At 42.8% G+C, this 19,444-nt stretch carries 22 protein-coding genes; all 22 read left to right on the forward strand.

Annotated features, from left to right (window positions below; genetic code table 11):
- Positions 1-39 precede the first annotated feature (39 nt).
- Positions 40-3,852 carry a DNA-directed RNA polymerase subunit beta gene (gene rpoB, locus KUA46_RS14795; RefSeq protein WP_022122142.1) on the forward strand — a complete coding sequence of 1,271 codons (3,813 nt, stop codon included), beginning with the start codon at positions 40-42 and terminating at the stop codon, positions 3,850-3,852.
- Positions 3,853-3,883: 31 nt separating this feature from the next.
- Positions 3,884-8,218 (forward strand): DNA-directed RNA polymerase subunit beta', encoded by a 4,335-nt coding sequence (gene rpoC, locus KUA46_RS14800; protein WP_022122143.1) that lies wholly within the window; start codon positions 3,884-3,886, stop codon positions 8,216-8,218.
- Between the two features lie 231 nt (positions 8,219-8,449).
- Positions 8,450-8,776: a DUF3467 domain-containing protein gene (locus KUA46_RS14805; protein WP_006848840.1), complete on the forward strand. Its 327-nt coding sequence runs from the start codon at positions 8,450-8,452 to the stop codon at positions 8,774-8,776.
- A gap of 243 nt (positions 8,777-9,019) precedes the next feature.
- Positions 9,020-9,400, forward strand: coding sequence for a 30S ribosomal protein S12 (rpsL, locus tag KUA46_RS14810; RefSeq protein ID WP_006848839.1), 381 nt, complete (start codon positions 9,020-9,022; stop codon positions 9,398-9,400).
- A gap of 181 nt (positions 9,401-9,581) precedes the next feature.
- A complete protein-coding gene (gene rpsG / locus KUA46_RS14815; RefSeq protein ID WP_006848838.1) occupies positions 9,582-10,058 on the forward strand; it encodes a 30S ribosomal protein S7 in 477 nt (158 codons plus the stop codon).
- A gap of 27 nt (positions 10,059-10,085) precedes the next feature.
- A complete protein-coding gene (fusA, locus tag KUA46_RS14820) occupies positions 10,086-12,200 on the forward strand; it encodes an elongation factor G (protein ID WP_022122144.1) in 2,115 nt (704 codons plus the stop codon).
- 111 nt (positions 12,201-12,311) lie between these two features.
- Positions 12,312-12,617, forward strand: coding sequence for a 30S ribosomal protein S10 (gene rpsJ / locus KUA46_RS14825; RefSeq protein WP_006283658.1), 306 nt, complete (start codon positions 12,312-12,314; stop codon positions 12,615-12,617).
- A gap of 19 nt (positions 12,618-12,636) precedes the next feature.
- Positions 12,637-13,251: a 50S ribosomal protein L3 gene (rplC, locus tag KUA46_RS14830; RefSeq protein WP_022122145.1), complete on the forward strand. Its 615-nt coding sequence runs from the start codon at positions 12,637-12,639 to the stop codon at positions 13,249-13,251.
- A complete protein-coding gene (rplD, locus tag KUA46_RS14835; RefSeq protein WP_022122146.1) occupies positions 13,251-13,880 on the forward strand; it encodes a 50S ribosomal protein L4 in 630 nt (209 codons plus the stop codon). The genes rplC and rplD overlap by 1 nt, the downstream gene beginning before the upstream one ends.
- A 17-nt stretch (positions 13,881-13,897) precedes the next feature.
- Positions 13,898-14,191 (forward strand): 50S ribosomal protein L23, encoded by a 294-nt coding sequence (rplW, locus tag KUA46_RS14840; protein WP_006848834.1) that lies wholly within the window; start codon positions 13,898-13,900, stop codon positions 14,189-14,191.
- Positions 14,192-14,199: 8 nt separating this feature from the next.
- Positions 14,200-15,027: a 50S ribosomal protein L2 gene (gene rplB / locus KUA46_RS14845; RefSeq protein ID WP_022122147.1), complete on the forward strand. Its 828-nt coding sequence runs from the start codon at positions 14,200-14,202 to the stop codon at positions 15,025-15,027.
- A gap of 10 nt (positions 15,028-15,037) precedes the next feature.
- Positions 15,038-15,304 carry a 30S ribosomal protein S19 gene (gene rpsS / locus KUA46_RS14850; protein WP_006848832.1) on the forward strand — a complete coding sequence of 89 codons (267 nt, stop codon included), beginning with the start codon at positions 15,038-15,040 and terminating at the stop codon, positions 15,302-15,304.
- Positions 15,305-15,339: 35 nt separating this feature from the next.
- Positions 15,340-15,744: a 50S ribosomal protein L22 gene (rplV, locus tag KUA46_RS14855; protein ID WP_006848831.1), complete on the forward strand. Its 405-nt coding sequence runs from the start codon at positions 15,340-15,342 to the stop codon at positions 15,742-15,744.
- A 9-nt stretch (positions 15,745-15,753) separates the two neighbouring features.
- Entirely contained in the window at positions 15,754-16,485 is a 732-nt protein-coding gene (rpsC, locus tag KUA46_RS14860) for a 30S ribosomal protein S3 (RefSeq protein ID WP_006848830.1), read from the forward strand.
- A 16-nt stretch (positions 16,486-16,501) separates the two neighbouring features.
- The gene (rplP, locus tag KUA46_RS14865) at positions 16,502-16,930 is read left to right on the forward strand and encodes a 50S ribosomal protein L16 (RefSeq protein WP_006848829.1); all 429 of its coding nucleotides are present in this window, start codon (positions 16,502-16,504) and stop codon (positions 16,928-16,930) included.
- A gap of 2 nt (positions 16,931-16,932) precedes the next feature.
- Positions 16,933-17,127 (forward strand): 50S ribosomal protein L29, encoded by a 195-nt coding sequence (gene rpmC, locus KUA46_RS14870; protein WP_006848828.1) that lies wholly within the window; start codon positions 16,933-16,935, stop codon positions 17,125-17,127.
- Between the two features lie 2 nt (positions 17,128-17,129).
- Positions 17,130-17,396, forward strand: a complete 267-nt coding sequence (gene rpsQ, locus KUA46_RS14875) for a 30S ribosomal protein S17 (protein ID WP_006848827.1) — start codon at positions 17,130-17,132, stop codon at positions 17,394-17,396.
- Between the two features lie 2 nt (positions 17,397-17,398).
- On the forward strand, positions 17,399-17,764 hold the full coding sequence (rplN, locus tag KUA46_RS14880; RefSeq protein WP_006848826.1) for a 50S ribosomal protein L14: 366 nt from the start codon (positions 17,399-17,401) through the stop codon (positions 17,762-17,764).
- A gap of 20 nt (positions 17,765-17,784) precedes the next feature.
- Entirely contained in the window at positions 17,785-18,102 is a 318-nt protein-coding gene (gene rplX, locus KUA46_RS14885; RefSeq protein WP_006848825.1) for a 50S ribosomal protein L24, read from the forward strand.
- Positions 18,102-18,656 carry a 50S ribosomal protein L5 gene (gene rplE / locus KUA46_RS14890; protein WP_022122149.1) on the forward strand — a complete coding sequence of 185 codons (555 nt, stop codon included), beginning with the start codon at positions 18,102-18,104 and terminating at the stop codon, positions 18,654-18,656. Before rplX ends, rplE begins: the two co-directional genes overlap by 1 nt.
- A 5-nt stretch (positions 18,657-18,661) precedes the next feature.
- Positions 18,662-18,964: a 30S ribosomal protein S14 gene (gene rpsN / locus KUA46_RS14895; protein ID WP_006848823.1), complete on the forward strand. Its 303-nt coding sequence runs from the start codon at positions 18,662-18,664 to the stop codon at positions 18,962-18,964.
- A gap of 74 nt (positions 18,965-19,038) precedes the next feature.
- The gene (gene rpsH, locus KUA46_RS14900) at positions 19,039-19,434 is read left to right on the forward strand and encodes a 30S ribosomal protein S8 (RefSeq protein WP_006848822.1); all 396 of its coding nucleotides are present in this window, start codon (positions 19,039-19,041) and stop codon (positions 19,432-19,434) included.
- Positions 19,435-19,444 lie beyond the last annotated feature (10 nt).

Consider the following 19,444-nt stretch of genomic DNA (forward strand, 5'->3'; position numbering starts at 1 on the left):
TTTATTATATTATTAATAAAACCCATTTAATAACTTCTAATGGCTACAAAAATTGTTGATAACAGAGTAAATTTTGCCAGCGTGCATAATCCGTATCCATATCCGGATTTCCTCGATGTGCAGTTAAAGTCTTTCAAGGACTTCTTACAGTTGGATACTCCGCCTGAGGAACGCAAGAATGACGGTTTGTATAAGGTGTTCTCTGAGAACTTCCCTATTACCGATACACGTAACAATTTCGTTCTTGAGTTCTTGGATTACTATATCGACCCTCCTCGCTATTCTATTGATGAGTGTTTGGAGCGTGGTCTTACATATAGTGTACCTTTGAAGGCTAAGATGAAACTGTATTGTACTGATCCTGATCATGAGGATTTCGGTACATTTATTCAGGATGTGTTCCTTGGTACTATCCCATATATGACCGATAATGGTACTTTCGTGATTAATGGTGCTGAGCGTGTTGTTGTTTCTCAGCTTCATCGCTCTCCTGGTGTGTTCTTTAGCCAGGGCGTTCATGCAAATGGTACCATGCTTTATTCTGCTCGTATCATTCCTTTCAAGGGAAGCTGGATTGAATTTGCAACTGACATTAACAATGTAATGTATGCATATATCGATCGTAAGAAGAAGTTGCCTGTAACCACATTGCTGCGTGCTATTGGTTACGAACAGGATAAGGATATTCTTCAGATTTTTGATCTCGCCGAGGAGGTGAAGGTTAACAAGAAGAATATGAAGGCTGCTATTGGTCGTAAGCTTGCAGCTCGTGTTTTGAAGAGTTGGAATGAGGACTTCGTTGATGAGGATACTGGTGAAGTAGTATCTATCGAGCGTAATGAAGTAATCATGGAGCGTGAGACTGAACTTACTGCTGATAATATTGAGGAGATTGTTGAGAGTGGAGCGCAGACTGTTCTGCTTCATAAGGATGAGGAAGCTGCCAACAAGTTTACTATTATCTTCAATACTTTGGCAAAGGATCCAAGTAACTCTGAGAAGGAAGCTGTTAACTATATCTATCGTCAGTTGCGTAATGCTGATCCTGCAGATGACGCAAGTGCACGTGAGGTTTTCCAAAACCTGTTCTTCTCTGATAAGCGTTATGATCTGGGTGAGGTAGGTCGTTATCGTATCAATAAGAAATTGAATCTTGATACTGATATTGATGTTCGTGTCTTGACTAAGGAAGATATTATTGAGATCATTAAATATCTTATTCAGCTGATCAACTCTAGTGCAACAGTTGATGATATCGACCACTTGTCTAATCGTCGTGTTCGTACTGTAGGTGAGCAGTTGGCTAACCAGTTCTCTATTGGTTTGGCACGTATGACCCGTACTATCCGTGAACGTATGAATGTTCGCGACAATGAGGTGTTTACTCCAACAGATTTGATTAATGCTAAGACAATCTCTAGTGTTATCAATTCTTTCTTTGGAACTAATCCATTGTCACAGTTCATGGACCAGACTAACCCTCTGGCTGAGGTAACTCATAAGCGTCGTCTTTCTGCCTTAGGTCCTGGTGGTTTGTCTCGTGAGCGTGCCGGTTTCGAGGTTCGTGACGTACATTATACACACTATGGTCGTCTTTGCCCTATTGAGAGTCCTGAAGGTCCAAACATCGGTTTGATTTCTTCTCTCTGTATGTATGCAAAGATTAATGATCTTGGTTTTATTGTTACTCCTTACCGTAAGGTGAATGATAGCAAGGTCGATATGGCTAATGAGGATGTTGTATACTTGACTGCTGAGGATGAAGAGTCTAAGATTATCGGTCAGGGTAATGCGCCTTTGACTGTTGATGGTTCTTTCATTCGTGATGTAGTAAAGTGTCGTCAGGATGCTGATTATCCTGTTGTAGGTCCGGATCAAGTTGATTATGTTGACGTCTCTCCACAGCAGATTGCTTCTGTATCCGCAGGTTTGATTCCATTCTTGGAGCATGATGATGGTCACCGTGCGTTGATGGGATGTAACATGATGCGTCAGGCTGTACCATTGCTTCATAATGATGCACCAATAGTTGGTACTGGTCTTGAGAAGCAAGTTTGTGAGGATTCACGTACTATGGTTACTGCAGAAGGTGAGGGTGTTATCGAATATGTTGATGCTACAACTATCCGTATCCTTTACGATCGCACAGAAGACGATGAGTTTGTAAGCTTCGAACCAGCTTTGAAGGAATATCGTATTCCTAAGTTCCGTCGTACCAACCAGAATATGACCATCGACTTGCGTCCTATCTGTAATAAGGGACAGCGTGTAAAGAAGGGTGATATCCTGACAGAGGGTTATGCGACAGAAAACGGTGAGCTGGCTTTGGGCCGTAACTTGCTTGTAGCTTATATTCCTTGGAAGGGTTACAACTATGAGGATGCTGTTGTTATTTCTGAACGTATGGTTCGTGATGACGTATTGACATCTGTACATGTTGACGAATACTCTCTTGATGTCCGTGAAACTAAGCGTGGAGTAGAGGAATTCACATCTGATATCCCTAATGTCAGCGAGGAAGCTACAAAGGATCTTGATGATAATGGTATCGTGCGTGTTGGTGCAAGAATTGAACCAGGTGATATCATGATTGGTAAGATTTCGCCTAAGGGTGAAAGTGATCCTTCACCAGAAGAGAAGTTGCTTCGCGCTATCTTTGGTGATAAGGCTGGTGATGTGAAGGATTCTTCATTGAAGGCAAATCCATCATTGAGTGGTGTTGTTATTGATAAGAAGTTGTTCTCTCGTGCTATCAAGACCCGTGAGTCAAAGAAGCAGGATAAGATTATTCTTGCTAAGATTGATGAGGAGTATGAGGCAAAGGGTGATGACCTGAAGGATATCCTCGTAGACAAGTTGCTTACACTTACAGAAGGTATGACTTCTGAGGGTGTTAAGGATTATACAGGTGCTGAGATTATCACTAAGGGCAGTACCTTTACTGCTACAGCCTTGAAGAATTTGGAGTATGATGGTGTTCAGTCTAATAAGTGGACTAAGGATGAGCATACCAATGGCTTGATTCAGAGACTTATTATGAACTATATCCGCAAGTATAAGCAACTTGATGCTGAATTAAAGCGTCGTAAGTTTGCTATCACTATTGGTGATGAACTTCCATCAGGTATTCTTCAGATGGCTAAGGTATATATTGCTAAGAAGCGTAAGATCCAGGTTGGTGATAAACTTGCCGGTCGTCATGGTAATAAGGGTATTGTGTCTAAGGTAGTTCGTTTGGAGGATATGCCATTTATGGCTGACGGTCGTCCTGTTGATATGGTATTGAATCCATTGGGTGTGCCTTCACGTATGAACCTTGGTCAGATTTTCGAGTGTATCTTGGGTGCTGCAGGTAAAAAGTTGGGTGTAAAGTTTGCTACTCCTATCTTTGATGGTGCTAAATTGGATGATCTCTCTGAATGGACAGATAAGGCAGGCTTGCCACGTTTCTGCTCAACTTACCTTTATGATGGTGAGACTGGAGAGCAGTTTGACCAGCCAGCTACTGTTGGTATGACTTACTTCTTGAAGTTAGGTCATATGGTTGAGGATAAGATGCACGCTCGTTCTATCGGTCCATACTCTTTGATTACACAACAGCCACTTGGTGGTAAAGCACAGTTTGGTGGTCAGCGATTCGGAGAGATGGAGGTCTGGGCTATCGAGGCATTCGGTGCAAGCCACGTTTTGCAGGAGATTCTGACTGTTAAGTCAGATGATGTTGTAGGACGTAGCAAGGCATACGAAGCAATCGTAAAGGGTGATCCAATGCCAACTCCTGGTATTCCTGAGTCACTTAACGTATTGCTCCATGAGCTTCGTGGCCTTGGTTTGAGCATCAAACTTGATTAATTTTGAGAACCCCTAATTTATATATAGAAACATGGCTTTCAAAAAAGATACAAAGGTAAAGAATAATTTTACGAAGATTACCATCGGTCTCGCTTCGCCTGAGGAGATCTTGGAAAATTCGTATGGTGAGGTTACTAAACCGGAAACCATTAATTATCGTACATATAAGCCGGAGCGTGATGGCTTGTTCTGCGAGCGTATTTTTGGTCCTACTAAGGACTATGAATGCGCCTGCGGCAAGTACAAGCGTATCCGTTATAAGGGAATCGTCTGCGACCGATGCGGTGTAGAGGTTACAGAGAAGAAAGTTCGTCGTGAACGCTCTGGTCACATTGAGCTTGTCGTACCTGTTGCTCATATTTGGTATTTCCGTTCTCTTCCAAATAAGATTGGTTACCTTTTGGGTATGCCGACCAAGAAACTTGATGCTGTCATTTACTACGAGAAGTATGTAGTTATCCAGCCTGGTATTCTTGAGGGAAAGACTGATGCTGATGGTCTTGAATTGAACGGTTCTCACAAACTTGATCTCTTGTCAGAAGATGAATATATGGCTCTTCTTGACCAGTATGATCCTAATGGTGACAATGAACTTTTGGACGATACGGACCCAAATAAGTTTATCGCAAAAATGGGTGCTGAAGCAATTTATCAGTTGCTCCAGAATGTAGACCTTGACTCTTTGTCATACGAACTCCGCGATCGTGCAAATAACGATTCAAGTCAGCAGCGTAAAACTGAGGCTCTGAAGCGTCTGCAAGTTGTAGAAGGTTTCCGTGCTAGTAAAGGTATTAACAAGCCAGAATGGATGATCATGAAGATTATTCCTGTTACTCCACCTGAGCTTCGTCCGTTGGTACCATTGGATGGTGGTCGTTTTGCAACATCAGACTTGAATGACCTCTATCGTCGTGTGATTATCCGTAACAACCGTTTGAAGAGATTGGTTGAAATCAAGGCTCCTGAGGTTATTCTCCGTAACGAGAAGCGTATGTTGCAGGAGGCTGTTGACAGCTTGTTCGACAACTCACGCAAGAGTTCTGCTGTAAAGAGTGAGAGCAATCGTCCTTTGAAGTCACTCTCTGACTCTTTAAAGGGTAAGCAGGGTCGTTTCCGTCAGAACTTGCTGGGTAAGCGTGTTGACTATTCTGCCCGTTCTGTAATCGTTGTAGGTCCAGAGTTGAAGATGGGTGAGTGTGGTCTTCCAAAACTGATGGCTGCAGAGCTTTACAAACCATTTATCATCCGTAAGTTGATTGAGCGTGGTATCGTTAAGACTGTTAAGAGTGCCAAGAAGATTGTTGATCGTCGCGAGCCAGTTATTTGGGATATTCTTGAGAATGTAATGAAGGGTCATCCGGTTATGTTGAACCGTGCCCCTACGCTTCACCGACTCGGTATCCAGGCATTCCAGCCTAAGATGATTGAAGGTAAGGCTATTCAGTTGCATCCATTGGCATGTACAGCGTTCAACGCCGACTTCGATGGTGACCAGATGGCTGTTCACCTTCCATTGAGTAATGAGGCTGTTCTGGAGGCTCAAATCCTGATGCTTCAGAGTCATAACATTCTCAACCCAGCTAATGGTGCGCCTATCACCGTTCCTTCTCAGGATATGGTGCTTGGTCTTTACTATATTACTAAGATTCGTCCAGGTGCAAAGGGTGAGGGCTTGACATTCTATGGTCCTGAAGAGGCATTGATTGCTCGTAACGAGGGCCGATGTGATCTTCATGCTTTGATTAAGGTTGTAGTTGACGACTTGGTTGATGGTACAATCCAGAAACGAATGGTAGAAACTTCTGTTGGACGTGTCATCGTTAATGGTATCATTCCTGATGAAGTTGGCTTCTTCAATGATGTGATTTCCAAGAAAACCCTCCGTGGTTTGATTTCTAATGTTATCAAGGCTGTTGGTATGGCTAAGGCTTGTGAATTCCTTGATGGAATCAAGAACTTAGGTTATCGTATGGCTTATGTCGCAGGATTGTCATTCAACCTTGGTGATATTATTATTCCACCAGAGAAGGAAGCTATTGTTGAGCGCGGTCGCAAGGAGGTTGAGGAAATTACCAATAACTATAATATGGGTTTCATCACCAACAAGGAACGATACAACCAGGTTATTGATGCGTGGACTCACGTAAATACAGATTTGGGTAATATCTTGATGAAGGAGATGACCGAAGCTGACCAGGGATTCAACGCCGTATACATGATGCTTGATTCCGGAGCCCGTGGTTCTAAGGATCAGATTAAGCAGTTGTCTGGTATGCGTGGTTTGATGGCTAAACCTCAGAAGGCTGGTGCAGAGGGCGCGCAGATCATTGAGAACCCTATCCTTTCTAACTTTAAGGAGGGTATGTCTGTATTGGAGTACTTTATCGCTTCTCACGGTGCCCGTAAGGGTCTTGCTGATACCGCTATGAAGACTGCCGATGCTGGTTATTTGACTCGTCGTCTTGTAGACGTTTCTCACGATGTTATTATCACCGAAGAGGATTGTGGTACATTGCGTGGCTTGGTTTGTACAGCTTTAAAGAATGGTGATGAGATTATTTCATCTCTTTATGAGCGTATTTTGGGTCGTGTTTCTGTGCATGATGTTATTCATCCAACAACTGGTGAACTGATTGTCAAATCTGGTGAAGAAATCACCGAGGCTAAGGCAAAGGCTATTGATGAATCTCCTATCGAGAGTGTTGAAATTCGTTCGGTTCTCACCTGTGAGAGCAAAAAGGGTGTCTGCATGAAGTGCTATGGCCGTAACTTGGCAACAGCCCGTATGGTACAGTTGGGTGAAGCCGTTGGTGTCATCGCTGCTCAAGCTATTGGTGAGCCTGGTACACAGTTGACTCTCCGTACATTCCACGCCGGTGGTATTGCATCTAACGCTGCTGCCAATGCTAAAATTGCTGCGAAGAATAAGTCTCGTATCGAGTTTGACGAGTTGAGCACAGTACCATTTGTAGAGGAAGACGAGGAAGGCAACGATATCAAGTGCGAAAAGGTAGTAAGCCACTTGGCTGAAATCCGTTTCGTGGATCCTAATACAAACATCGTTCTTGCAACTTTGAATGTTCCTTATGGTTCTTCATTGTATCACAAGGAGGGTGAAATCGTAGAAAAGGATACTGTTATCGCTCGTTGGGATCCATTTAACGCCGTTATCGTCAGCCAGTATGCGGGTACATTGAAGTTCAATGACGTTCAGAAGGATCAGACTTATCGTGCTGAGGTCGATGAGACTACAGGTTTGGAGGAGAAGATTATCACCGATTCCAAGAATAAGGCAATGGTTCCATCTTGTGATGTTATCGATGCTAATGGTGAAATCCTTGGTACATACAACTTCCCTGTAGGTGGTCACTTGGCAGTTGAGGATGGACAGACAATTACTACTGGTGAGGTTTTGGTTAAGATTCCTCGTGCGGTAGGTGGTGCTGGTGATATCACCGGTGGTCTCCCTCGTGTAACTGAGCTTCTTGAGGCTCGCAACCCTTCTAACCCTGCTGTTGTATCTGAAATCGATGGTGAGGTAACTATGGGTAAGGTAAAGCGTGGTAACCGTGAGATCATCGTAACATCTAAGACTGGCGATCAGAAGAAGTATCTTGTATCTCTTTCTAAGCAGATTTTGGTACAGGAACATGATGCTGTACGTGCTGGTACTCCTCTTTCTGATGGTAGTGTAACTCCTGGCGATATTCTCGCCATCATGGGTCCTACCGCTGTTCAGGAGTATATTGTTAACCAGATCCAGGACGTTTACCGTCTTCAGGGTGTGGCTATTAATGATAAGCATTTTGAGGTTGTGGTACGTCAGATGATGCGTAAGGTTCGTATTGACGATCCAGGTGATACTACCTTCTTGGAGCAAGAGTTGGTTGATAAACTTGACTTTGCAGAAGAGAATGATCGAATCTGGGGTAAGAAGGTTGTTACTGACGGTGGTGATAGTGAAAGTCTCAAACCAGGTCAGATCATAACGGCTCGTAGATTGCGTGATGAGAATTCTGCATTGAAGCGTCGCGACTTGAAACTTGTACAGGTTCGTGATGCCGTATCTGCAACTTCTACACAGATCCTCCAGGGTATTACTCGTGCTGCTCTTGGTACTAAGAGCTTTATGAGTGCTGCATCATTCCAGGAAACTACTAAGGTTTTGAATGAGGCTGCTATCCGTGGTAAGGTTGATTACCTTGAGGGTATGAAGGAGAATGTTATCTGTGGTCACTTGATTCCTGCAGGTACTGGTCTTCGTCAGTGGGATAAGCTCATCGTAGGCTCTAAAGAAGAATATGAGCGTATGCAGGCTAATAAGAAAAATGTGCTCGACTATGCTGATTCTCCAATAGGAGAATAATCGTAGAATAGAGTACTATATATAAATAGGTATAATGAGGGTGCGTCATAAGTCTATGGCGCACCCTTTTGTTATCTGCAACTGATGAAAAAAGCAAAGAATCAGGATTCCATCTTCTGTTGTCTTATGATGTTTTTTTAAAAATAAGTGGCAGATTATTCGTTTTTTTCAGATATTATGTGTAAATTTGCACTATCATTTAAAGTTTAATCCTATTAACTTAGTAAAATTATGGAAGAAAATAAGAATAATCAACAGCAGCAGAATCAGTTCCAGATGGGCATCAGCCCTGAAGTTGCAGAGGGTACATACTCAAACTTGGCACTGATTACTCATTCTAGTTCAGACTTCATTTTGGATTTCGCATGTGCACTTCCTGGCATGCCTGCACCTCAGATCAAGAGTCGTGTTATCATGGCGCCTGAACATGCTAAGCGATTGCTCCAGGCATTGCAGAGCAATATTTATAACTACGAGCAGTCCTTCGGTAAAATTAAGTTGTCTGATGAGCAAGAACGTACAATCGCTCCATTCGGCACACCAAAAGGTGAGGCATAATGTACTACAGCATACATACTAAGACTAAATTCTCTGCTAAATTCCGCTTTTTCTTTATAATATTCGTTTTTAATAGTTATATAAAGTTAAAACTAGCCTTCGTTTTTTAAAAGTCTCCTTAATATTTAGGTAGTTTGCCGAAAAAATCGTACCTTTGCACCCCGAAAAGGCTCTATAAAGTAGTGGCTTACATCGAAATAAGACAATAAATAAAAATAAATATATAAATTAAAAAGTAAAATTATGCCTACTATTTCACAGTTAGTAAGAAAAGGCAGACGAGTTCTTGTAGACAAGAGCAAGTCACCAGCTTTGGATTCTTGTCCTCAGCGTCGTGGTGTTTGTGTTCGTGTTTATACAACAACTCCTAAGAAGCCTAATTCAGCAATGCGTAAAGTTGCACGTGTACGTTTGACAAACTCAAAGGAAGTAAACTCTTATATTCCAGGAGAGGGTCACAACTTGCAGGAGCACTCAATTGTTTTGGTTCGCGGTGGTCGTGTAAAGGATCTTCCTGGTGTACGTTATCACATTGTCCGTGGTACACTTGATACTGCAGGTGTTGCAAATCGTACACAGCGTCGTTCTAAGTACGGAGCTAAGCGTCCTAAGGCAAAGAAGTAATATAGCTTCTTAAATTTTAGACAAAACCGCAGACTCACGGTCGGAGAAGGTCGGGAGTTGGGGTTAAAATATTTAATAAAAGTTTTGCTGGAGAAGTAATCAGGTTGAGTAAATGCTCGGGTGCGAGCGTTGAAGAACATTATACAGCCCCATGCAGAATTGAAAAAAAATTTATTTTAAAATGAGAAAAGCAAAACCAAAGAAGAGAGTGATCCTTCCAGATCCTGTCTTCAATGACCAGAAGGTCTCAAAGTTCGTAAATCATTTGATGTATGATGGAAAGAAGAATACATCTTATGAGATTTTCTACAATGCACTTGACATTGTAAAGGCTAAGATGTCTAATGAGGAAAAGTCTGCTCTCGAAATCTGGAAGCAGGCACTTGATAATATTACTCCTCAGGTAGAGGTTAAGAGCCGTCGTATCGGTGGTGCAACCTTCCAGGTTCCTACAGAGATTCGTCCTGATCGTAAGGAGAGTATTTCTATGAAGAATCTTATTCTTTTTGCACGTAAGCGCGGTGGTAAGACTATGGCTGATAAGCTTGCTGCAGAGATTATGGATGCTTTTAATAATCAGGGCGGTGCATTTAAGCGTAAGGAGGATATGCATCGTATGGCTGAGGCTAACCGTGCGTTCGCTCACTTTAGATTCTAATTTAATATATAATATAGTTAAAAGAAAATGGCAAATCGCGATTTACATTTGACTCGTAACATCGGTATCATGGCGCATATCGATGCTGGTAAGACAACAACTTCTGAGCGTATTTTGTTCTATACAGGTAAGACTCATAAGATTGGTGAGGTACACGATGGTGCTGCTACAATGGACTGGATGGCCCAGGAGCAGGAGCGTGGTATTACTATCACTTCTGCAGCTACAACTTGTAACTGGAACTATCTCGGTAAGTCTTATAAGATCAACTTGATCGATACTCCGGGACACGTTGACTTCACTGCTGAGGTTGAGCGTTCTCTCCGTGTACTTGATGGTGCTGTTGCTACATATTCTGCAGCTGATGGTGTTCAGCCACAGTCTGAGACTGTATGGCGTCAGGCTGATAAGTATAATGTACCTCGTATCGGTTATGTAAACAAGATGGACCGTTCTGGTGCTAACTTCTTCGAGACAGTTCAGCAGATGAAGGATATCTTGGGCGCTAATCCAATTGCTATTCAGATTCCTATTGGTGCAGAGGAGAACTTCAAGGGTGTTGTTGACCTCATTAAGATGAAGGCTATCCTTTGGCACGATGAGACTATGGGTGCTGAGTATGATGTAGAGGATATCCCTGCAGACTTGGCTGACGAGGCTGCTGAGTGGCGTGATAAGCTCCTTGAGGGTGCTGCGAACTTCGATGATGAGGTTATGGAACTTTATCTCGATGGTAAGGATATTCCAGAAGAAAAGCTTCTTGCTGCTATCCGTAAGGGTTGCTGTGCTATGGAGTGCTGCCCAATGTTGCTCGGTTCTTCATACAAGAACAAGGGTGTTCAGCCATTGCTCGACTATGTATGTGCATTCTTGCCTTCACCAATGGATACTCCAAATATCATCGGTACTAACCCTGATACAGAGGAGGAAGAGGATCGTAAACCATCTGAGGATGAACCAACATCTGCTCTCGCATTTAAGATTGCTACTGACCCATTCATGGGCCGCTTGGTATTCTTCCGCGTTTACTCAGGTAAGGTTGTTGCTGGTTCTTATGTTTACAACCCACGTTCTGGCAAGCGCGAGCGTATCAGCCGTCTGTTCCAGATGAACTCTAAGCAGGAAATCCCAATGGAGTCTATCGATGCTGGTGATATCGGTGCAGGTGTAGGTTTCAAGGACATCCGTACAGGTGATACACTCTGTGATGAGGAACACCCAATCGTATTGGAGTCTATGACATTCCCTGATACTGTGATTTCTATCGCAGTAGAGCCAAAGAGCCAGGCAGACATCGCTAAGATGGATAATGGTCTCGCTAAGTTGGCTGAGGAGGATCCAACCTTCACAGTTCGTACAGACGAGCAGAGTGGTCAGACAATTATCTCTGGTATGGGTGAGCTTCACTTGGATATCATCATCGACCGTTTGAAGCGTGAGTTCAAGGTTGAGTGTAATCAGGGTAAGCCTCAGGTTAACTACAAGGAGGCTATCACTAAGACAGCTCAGAGCCGTGAAACTTATAAGAAGCAGTCTGGTGGTCGTGGTAAGTTCGCTTGTATCGATGTAACTATCGGCCCTAAGGACGAGGATTACAAGGAAGGCGACTTGCAGTTCATCAACGAGGTTAAGGGTGGTAACGTTCCTAAGGAATTCATCCCATCTGTACAGAAGGGCTTCGCTGATTGCTTGTCAAATGGTGTACTCGGTGGCTTCCCAATGACAGGTTTGAAGGTGACTTTGACCGATGGTAGCTTCCACCCAGTTGACTCTGACCAGTTGTCATTCGAGTTGGTAGCACATCAGGCATTCAAGGTACTTTGCCCTAAGGCTGGTCCAGTTTTGATGGAGCCTATCATGAAGGTAGAGGTTGTTACTCCAGAAGAGAACATGGGTGACGTAATCGGTGACTTGAACAAGCGCCGTGGTCTCGTTCAGGGTATGGAAGAAGGTCGTAGCGGTGCTCGCATCGTAAAGGCAATGGTTCCATTGGCAGAGATGTTCGGTTATGTAACAGCTTTGCGTACTATCACTTCTGGTCGTGCAACAAGTTCTATGGAGTACGATCATCATGCACCTCTTTCTTCAACAATTGCTAAGGCTGTGTTGGAGGAGGTTAAGGGTCACGCAGATCTTCTTTAATAACAAAGAATAACGGTAAGATGAGGCGCTGCTTAGCGAATGACTCTTAAGCAGCGTACCTCTTCTTCCATTAGACTAAATAATTCATATAATAATAACTTAATTTTAAAAATGAGTCAGAAAATCAGAATTAAGCTGAAGTCTTACGACCACCAGTTGGTTGACAAGTCAGCTGAGAAGATTGTGAAGGCTGTAAAGGCAACAGGCGCTATCGTTAGTGGTCCTATTCCATTGCCAACACACAAGCGTATTTTTACTGTAAACCGCAGTACTTTCGTTAACAAGAAGTCTCGCGAGCAGTTCCAGCTCTCAGATTTCAAGCGTCTCATTGACATCTACAGCTCAACAGCTAAGACAGTTGATGCCTTGATGAAGCTTGAATTGCCAAGTGGTGTAGAAGTAGAAATCAAAGTCTAATTATTTAAATTAAATTGAAATGCCAGGATTAATTGGAAAGAAAATCGGAATGACATCCGTTTTCAGTGCCGACGGTAAGAATATTCCGTGCACTGTTATCGAAGTAGGTCCTTGTGTTGTAACCCAGGTGAAAACTGTAGAAAAGGATGGTTACAAGGCTTATCAGTTAGGTTTCGAAGAGGCAAAGGAGAAGCGTACTTCTCAGCCTATGATGGGAATCTTCAAGAAGGCAGGCACAACACCTAAGAAGCACTTGGCCGAGTTCAAGTTTGATGAGGAGTACAACCTCGGTGACACAATTACAGTTGAAATCTTCAACGATTGCAAGTTCGTTGATGTAATTGGTACATCAAAGGGTAAAGGCTTCCAGGGCGTTGTTAAGCGTCACGGATTCGGTGGTGTAGGTCAGTCTACTCACGGTCAGGATGACCGCGCTCGTAAGCCGGGATCTATTGGTGCTTGTTCTTACCCTGCAAAGGTATTCAAGGGTATGCGCATGGGCGGCCAAATGGGAGGTGACAGAGTTACAACTCAGAACCTTCAGGTGTTAAAGGTAATTCCAGAGCAGAATCTTCTTATTGTTAAGGGTTCTTTCGCTGGATGCAAAGGTTCAACTGTTTTAATTGAGAAATAATGGAAGTTAGCGTATTAGATATCAAAGGTCAGGAGACCGGCCGCAAGGTAGCTCTTAATGATGCAGTCTTCGGCATTGAGCCTAACGATCACGTTCTCTATCTTGACGTAAAGCAGTATCTCGCTAACCAGCGTCAGGGTACAGCTAAGTCTAAGGAGAGAAGCGAGATGAGCGGTTCTACTCGTAAGCTTGGTCGTCAGAAGGGCGGCGGCGGTGCTCGCCGTGGTGATATTAACTCACCTGTACTCGTAGGTGGTGCTCGCGTTTTTGGTCCTAAACCACGTGATTACCGCTTCAAGCTCAACAAAAAAGTAAAGATTCTTGCTCGTAAGTCAGCTCTGTCTTATAAGGCACAGGAAAGCGCAATTGTAATGTTGGAAGACTTTACATTTGAGGCTCCAAAGACTAAAGAATTCTTAAGTATTATTAAGAATCTCAAAATTGAGGGCAAAAAAGTGCTCTTCGTTTTGCCAGAATCAAATAAAAACGTATATTTGTCTGCACGTAACTTACAGCGCGCTGAGGTTATCCTCGCATCTAACGTCAATTCGTACAAAGTTTTGAACGCTGATGTAGTAGTGATTACAGAAAAGTCGCTGGAGACTATCGACCAGATCTTAACAAAGTAAAAAGGAGATATTAGAATATGGCATTTATTATCAAACCATTGGTTACTGAGAAGATGACCAAGATTACAGACAAGCAGCCTAACCGCTATGGCTTCGTTGTTCGTCCTGAGGCTAATAAGCTCGAGATTAAGAAGGAAGTTGAGAGTCTGTATAATGTTACAGTAGTTGACGTGAACACTATTCGTTACGCTGGCAAGCGCTCTGCCCGTTACACTAAGGCAGGTCTTGTTAAGGGTCAGAAGAATGCGTTCAAGAAGGCAATCGTTACTCTTAAAGAGGGCGATACAATTGATTTTTACAGCAATATTTAAAATAAAAAATGGCAGTACGTAAATTAAAACCGGTTACTCCGGGTCAAAGACACAAGGTTATTGGCACGTTCGAGGATATTACTGCATCCGTGCCAGAGAAGTCTCTCGTTTACGGTAAACGTTCTACCGGCGGTCGAAACAACACCGGTAAGATGACCGTTCGCTACATTGGCGGTGGTCACAAGCAGAAGTATCGTTTAATCGACTTCAAACGTGAGAAAGATGGTGTTCCAGCAGTTGTTAAGACAATCGAGTACGATCCAAACCGTTCGGCTCGTATCGCATTGCTTTACTACGCTGATGGTGAAAAACGTTACATTATTGCTCCTAACGGACTTGAGGTAGGCGCTACTTTGATGTCAGGTGCAGAAGCTGCTCCTGAGATCGGTAACTGTCTTCCTTTGGCAAACATTCCTGTAGGTACAGTGATCCACAACATCGAGTTGCGTCCTGGTCAGGGTGCTTTGTTGGTTCGTTCGGCTGGTAATTTTGCTCAGTTGACTTCTCGTGAGGGCAGTTATTGTGTAATTAAGCTCCCTTCTGGTGAAACACGCCAGATTTTGAGTGCTTGTAAAGCTACAGTTGGTAGTGTTGGTAATTCTGACCACGCTCTTGAACAGTCTGGTAAGGCTGGACGTTCTCGCTGGTTGGGTCGTCGTCCACACAACCGTGGTGTTGTTATGAACCCTGTTGATCACCCAATGGGTGGTGGTGAAGGTCGCCAGAGTGGTGGTCACCCACGTTCACGTAAGGGCTTGTACGCTAAGGGTCTTAAGACTCGCGCACCTAAGAAGCTTTCTAACAAGTATATTATCGAAAGAGCTAACAAAAAATAAAGAGTAAATTATGAGTCGTTCACTTAAAAAAGGTCCATACATCAACGTTTCTCTCGAGAAGAAGATTCTCGCTATGAACGAGAGTGGCAAGAAGAATGTTGTTAAGACATGGGCTAGAGCTTCAATGATATCTCCTGATTTCGTAGGACATACTGTTGCAGTTCATAACGGTAACAAATTTATCCCTGTTTATGTTACAGAGAATATGGTTGGCCACAAGCTTGGAGAGTTTGCTCCAACACGTCGCTTTGGCGGTCACTCTGGTAACAGAAAGTAAGCTAAGGGTTAAACCATTTAAAATTTAAGTAAATAATGGGAGCAAGAAAACATATTGCGGCTGAGAAATTGAAAGAAGCCCGTAAAAACTTGTACTTCGCAAAGTTGGTAGGCGTTCCTTCTTCTCCACGTAAGATGCGCTATGTAGTAGACATGATTCGTGGTATGGAGGTTAACCGTGCACTCGGAGTACTTCGCTTCTCTAAGAAGCAGGCATCAGCTGATGTAGAGAAATTACTTCGTTCAGCTATCGCTAACTGGGAAGCTAAGAATAATCGCAAGGCTGAAGACGGTGAGCTTTATATCAGTAAGGTCTTCGTTGACGAAGGCGTTACAATGAAACGTATGAGACCTGCACCACAGGGTCGTGGTTATAGAATTCGTAAGCGTTCTAACCATGTAACTCTTTTTGTTGATGCAAAAACTAATGACGAAAAATAATTAAGTAGAATGGGACAGAAAGTTAATCCGATTAGTAACCGACTTGGTGTTATCCGTGGTTGGGATTCAAATTGGTTCGGTGGTAAGAACTTCGGTGATAACCTCGTTGAGGATCAGAAAATCCGTAAGTATCTTAACGAGCGTCTTGCTAAAGCAAGCATTTCTCGTATTATTATCGAACGTACATTGAAACTTGTTACCATTACTATTTGTACAGCCCGTCCAGGTATTGTCATTGGTAAAGGTGGTCAGGATGTAGATAAGTTGAAGGAAGAGTTGAAGAAGCTTTATAAGAAAGATATTCAGATCAACATCTTCGAGGTTAAAAAGCCTGAGCTTGATGCTACTATCGTTGGTAAGAATATTGCGACTCAGATTGAGCACATGATTGCTTATCGTCGCGCTATCAAGATGGCAGTTGCTAACACCATGCGTGCTGGCGCTGAGGGTATCAAGGTACAGATTACAGGTCGTCTGAATGGTGCTGAAATGGCACGTAAAGAAATGTACAAAGAGGGCCGTACTCCTCTTCATACATTCCGCGCAGACATCGACTACTGCCAGTGCGAGGCACTTACAAAGGTAGGTTTGCTTGGTATTAAGGTTTGGATTTGCCGTGGTGAGGTTTATGGTAAGGCTGATCTTACTCCAAACTTCTCACAGGACAATAAGAGCAACAACCGTGGTAACGGTCGCTCTAACAACCGTGGTGGTAATCGTAAAAGAAACAATAACCGTTAAATTTTAGAAAGCTATCATGTTACAGCCAAAAAGAGTTAAATATAGAAGACCTCAAGATGGTCGTGGCAACAAAGGCAACGCTCACAGAGGTACACAATTGGCTTTCGGTTCTTTTGGTATCAAAACTCTTGAATCAAAGTGGATCGATAGTCGTCAGATTGAGGCAGCTCGTGTAGCATTGAACCGCTATATGAACCGTCAAGGTCAGGTCTGGATTAGAATTTTCCCTGATAAGCCAATCACTCGCAAGCCTGCTGATGTCCGTATGGGTAAAGGTAAGGGTGATCCTGCAGGATGGGTTGCACCTGTTACACCAGGTAGAATTCTCTTCGAAGTTGAAGGAGTTAGTTTCGATATTGCAAAAGAAGGTCTTCGCCTTTGCGCTCAGAAACTTCCTGTTAAGACTAAGTTTATTGTTAGACGTGATTACGATAAAAACGCTTAATTATGAAGATTGCAGAAATTAAAAATATCGAGACCAAAGAATTGGTTGAGAAGTTGGAGGCAGCTGTTGATGCTTTGAACAAGAAGAAGATCAATCATAATGTAACTCCACTTGAGAATCCATCAGAGATTAAGGTTGCTCGTCGTGATATTGCACGTATGAAAACTGAACTTCGTCAGAGAGAACTTAACAAATAATAATGGTCCAGATGGAAACAAGAAATTTAAGAAAAGTAAGACAGGGTGTTGTTATTAGCAACAAGATGGATAAAACCATTGTTATTGCAGCTAAGTTCAAGGAGATGCACCCTATTTATGGTAAATTTGTCCAGAAGACAAAGAAGTACCATGCACATGACGAGAATAATGAGGCTAACGTAGGTGATACAGTTATGATCATGGAGACTCGTCCTCTGTCTAAGACAAAGAGATGGAGATTAGTACAAATTGTAGAAAAAGCTAAGTAATTATGATACAGACTGAATCAAGACTTACAGTATGTGATAACAGCGGTGCTCGTGAGGCTCTTTGCATTCGAGTTCTCGGTGGTACAGGCCGTCGTTACGCTAGCGTTGGTGACGTTATTGTTGTTGCAGTCAAGAACGTTATCCCATCAAGTGATTTGAAGAAGGGTGCAGTATCAAAGGCTTTGATTGTTCGCACAAAGAAGGAAATTCGTCGTGCAGATGGTTCTTACATCCGTTTCGATGACAACGCTTGTGTATTGCTTAACAATGCAGGTGAGCTTCGTGGTAGCCGTATCTTCGGTCCTGTTGCTCGTGAGCTTCGTGCAGTAAATATGAAAGTCGTTTCTTTGGCACCTGAGGTTCTTTAATATTTAAAAAGTAAGAAGTAATGAGTAAGTTACATATTAAGAAAGACGATACCGTTATCGTTATTGCCGGTGCAGATAAGGGCAAGACTGGTAAGGTGCTTAAGGTCCTCGTTGAGGAGAACCGTGCTATCGTAGAAGGTGTGCACATGGTTTCTAAGAGCACTAAGCCATCTGCTAAGAATCCTCAGGGAGGTATTGTTAAGCAGGAGGCTCCTATTCATATCTCAAATTTGAGTTTGATTGATCCTAAGAGTGGCAAGGCTACTCGTGTTGCTATCAAGCATGAGGGTAAAAACGTTGTTCGCATCGCTAAAAAGTCAGGGGAGGAAATCAAGTAATGGATACAGCACAGTTAAAGAAAGTATATAAGGAGACAATCGCTCCTGCTCTTCAGAAGCAGTTCAACTACTCTTCAGCTATGGAGATTCCAGTATTGAAGAAGATTGTCATCAATCAGGGTCTTGGTGATGCTACTCAGGACAAGAAAATTGTTGATGTAGCAATCAATGAGATTACTGCTATCACCGGTCAGAAGGCTGTTGCTACATATTCTAAAAAGGATATTGCAAACTTCAAGCTTCGTAAGAAGATGCCTATCGGTGTTATGGTAACATTGCGTCGTGAGCGTATGTACGAGTTCTTGGAGAAGCTCGTTCGTGTTTCTCTTCCTCGTATTCGCGACTTCAAGGGTATTGAGAGCAAGTTTGATGGTCGTGGTAACTATACATTAGGTATCACAGAGCAGATTATCTTCCCTGAGATTAATATCGATGAGATCGATCGTATTCAGGGTATGAATATTACCTTCGTAACAACAGCTAAGACTGATGAAGAAGGTTTTGCTCTTTTGAAGGCCTTTGGTCTTCCATTCAAGAACGCAAATAAAGATTAAGAGATATGGCAAAAGAATCAATGAAAGCTCGCGAGGTTAAGCGTGCAAAGCTTGTAGCTCGTTACGCTGAAAAGCGCGAAGCACTGAAAAAGATTATTGCAACTTCTAATGATCCAGCCGAAGCATACGAGGCAGCTCGTAAGCTTCAGGCTATCCCTAAGAATGCAAACCCAATCCGTCTTCACAATCGTTGCAAGATTACTGGTCGTCCAAAGGGTTATATCCGTCAGTTCGGTATTTCTCGTATCCAGTTCCGTGAGATGGCTTCTGCTGGTTTGATTCCAGGTGTAAAGAAGGCTAGCTGGTAATCCTTTCAAAGGTAAGAATATTTTTTTATTTAATATTGTCGGGGTAGTCCCGATTAATTAAACATTTATATTTTATGACAGATCCAATAGCAGATTATCTGACAAGACTCAGAAATGCAATCATGGCTCATCACCGGGTTGTAGAAGTTCCTGCGTCTAACTTGAAGAAAGAGATCACTAAGATCCTCTTCGAGAAAGGTTACATCCTCAATTACAAGTTTGTAGAGGATGGTCCTCAGGGCTCAATTAAGGTTGCCTTGAAGTACAACCCAACTACAAAGCAAAACGCTATCAAGTGTTTGAAGCGCGTGTCAACTCCAGGTTTGCGTAAGTATACCGGTTACAAGGACATGCCAAGAGTTATTAACGGATTAGGTATTGCAATCTTATCTACATCCAAAGGTGTAATGACAGACAAAGAAGCTTCTGATCTTAAGATCGGTGGCGAGGTTCTTTGCTATATTTATTAATTGGAGGCTT

Source organism: Segatella copri, assembly GCF_019249765.2.
Taxonomy (GTDB): domain Bacteria; phylum Bacteroidota; class Bacteroidia; order Bacteroidales; family Bacteroidaceae; genus Prevotella; species Prevotella copri_K.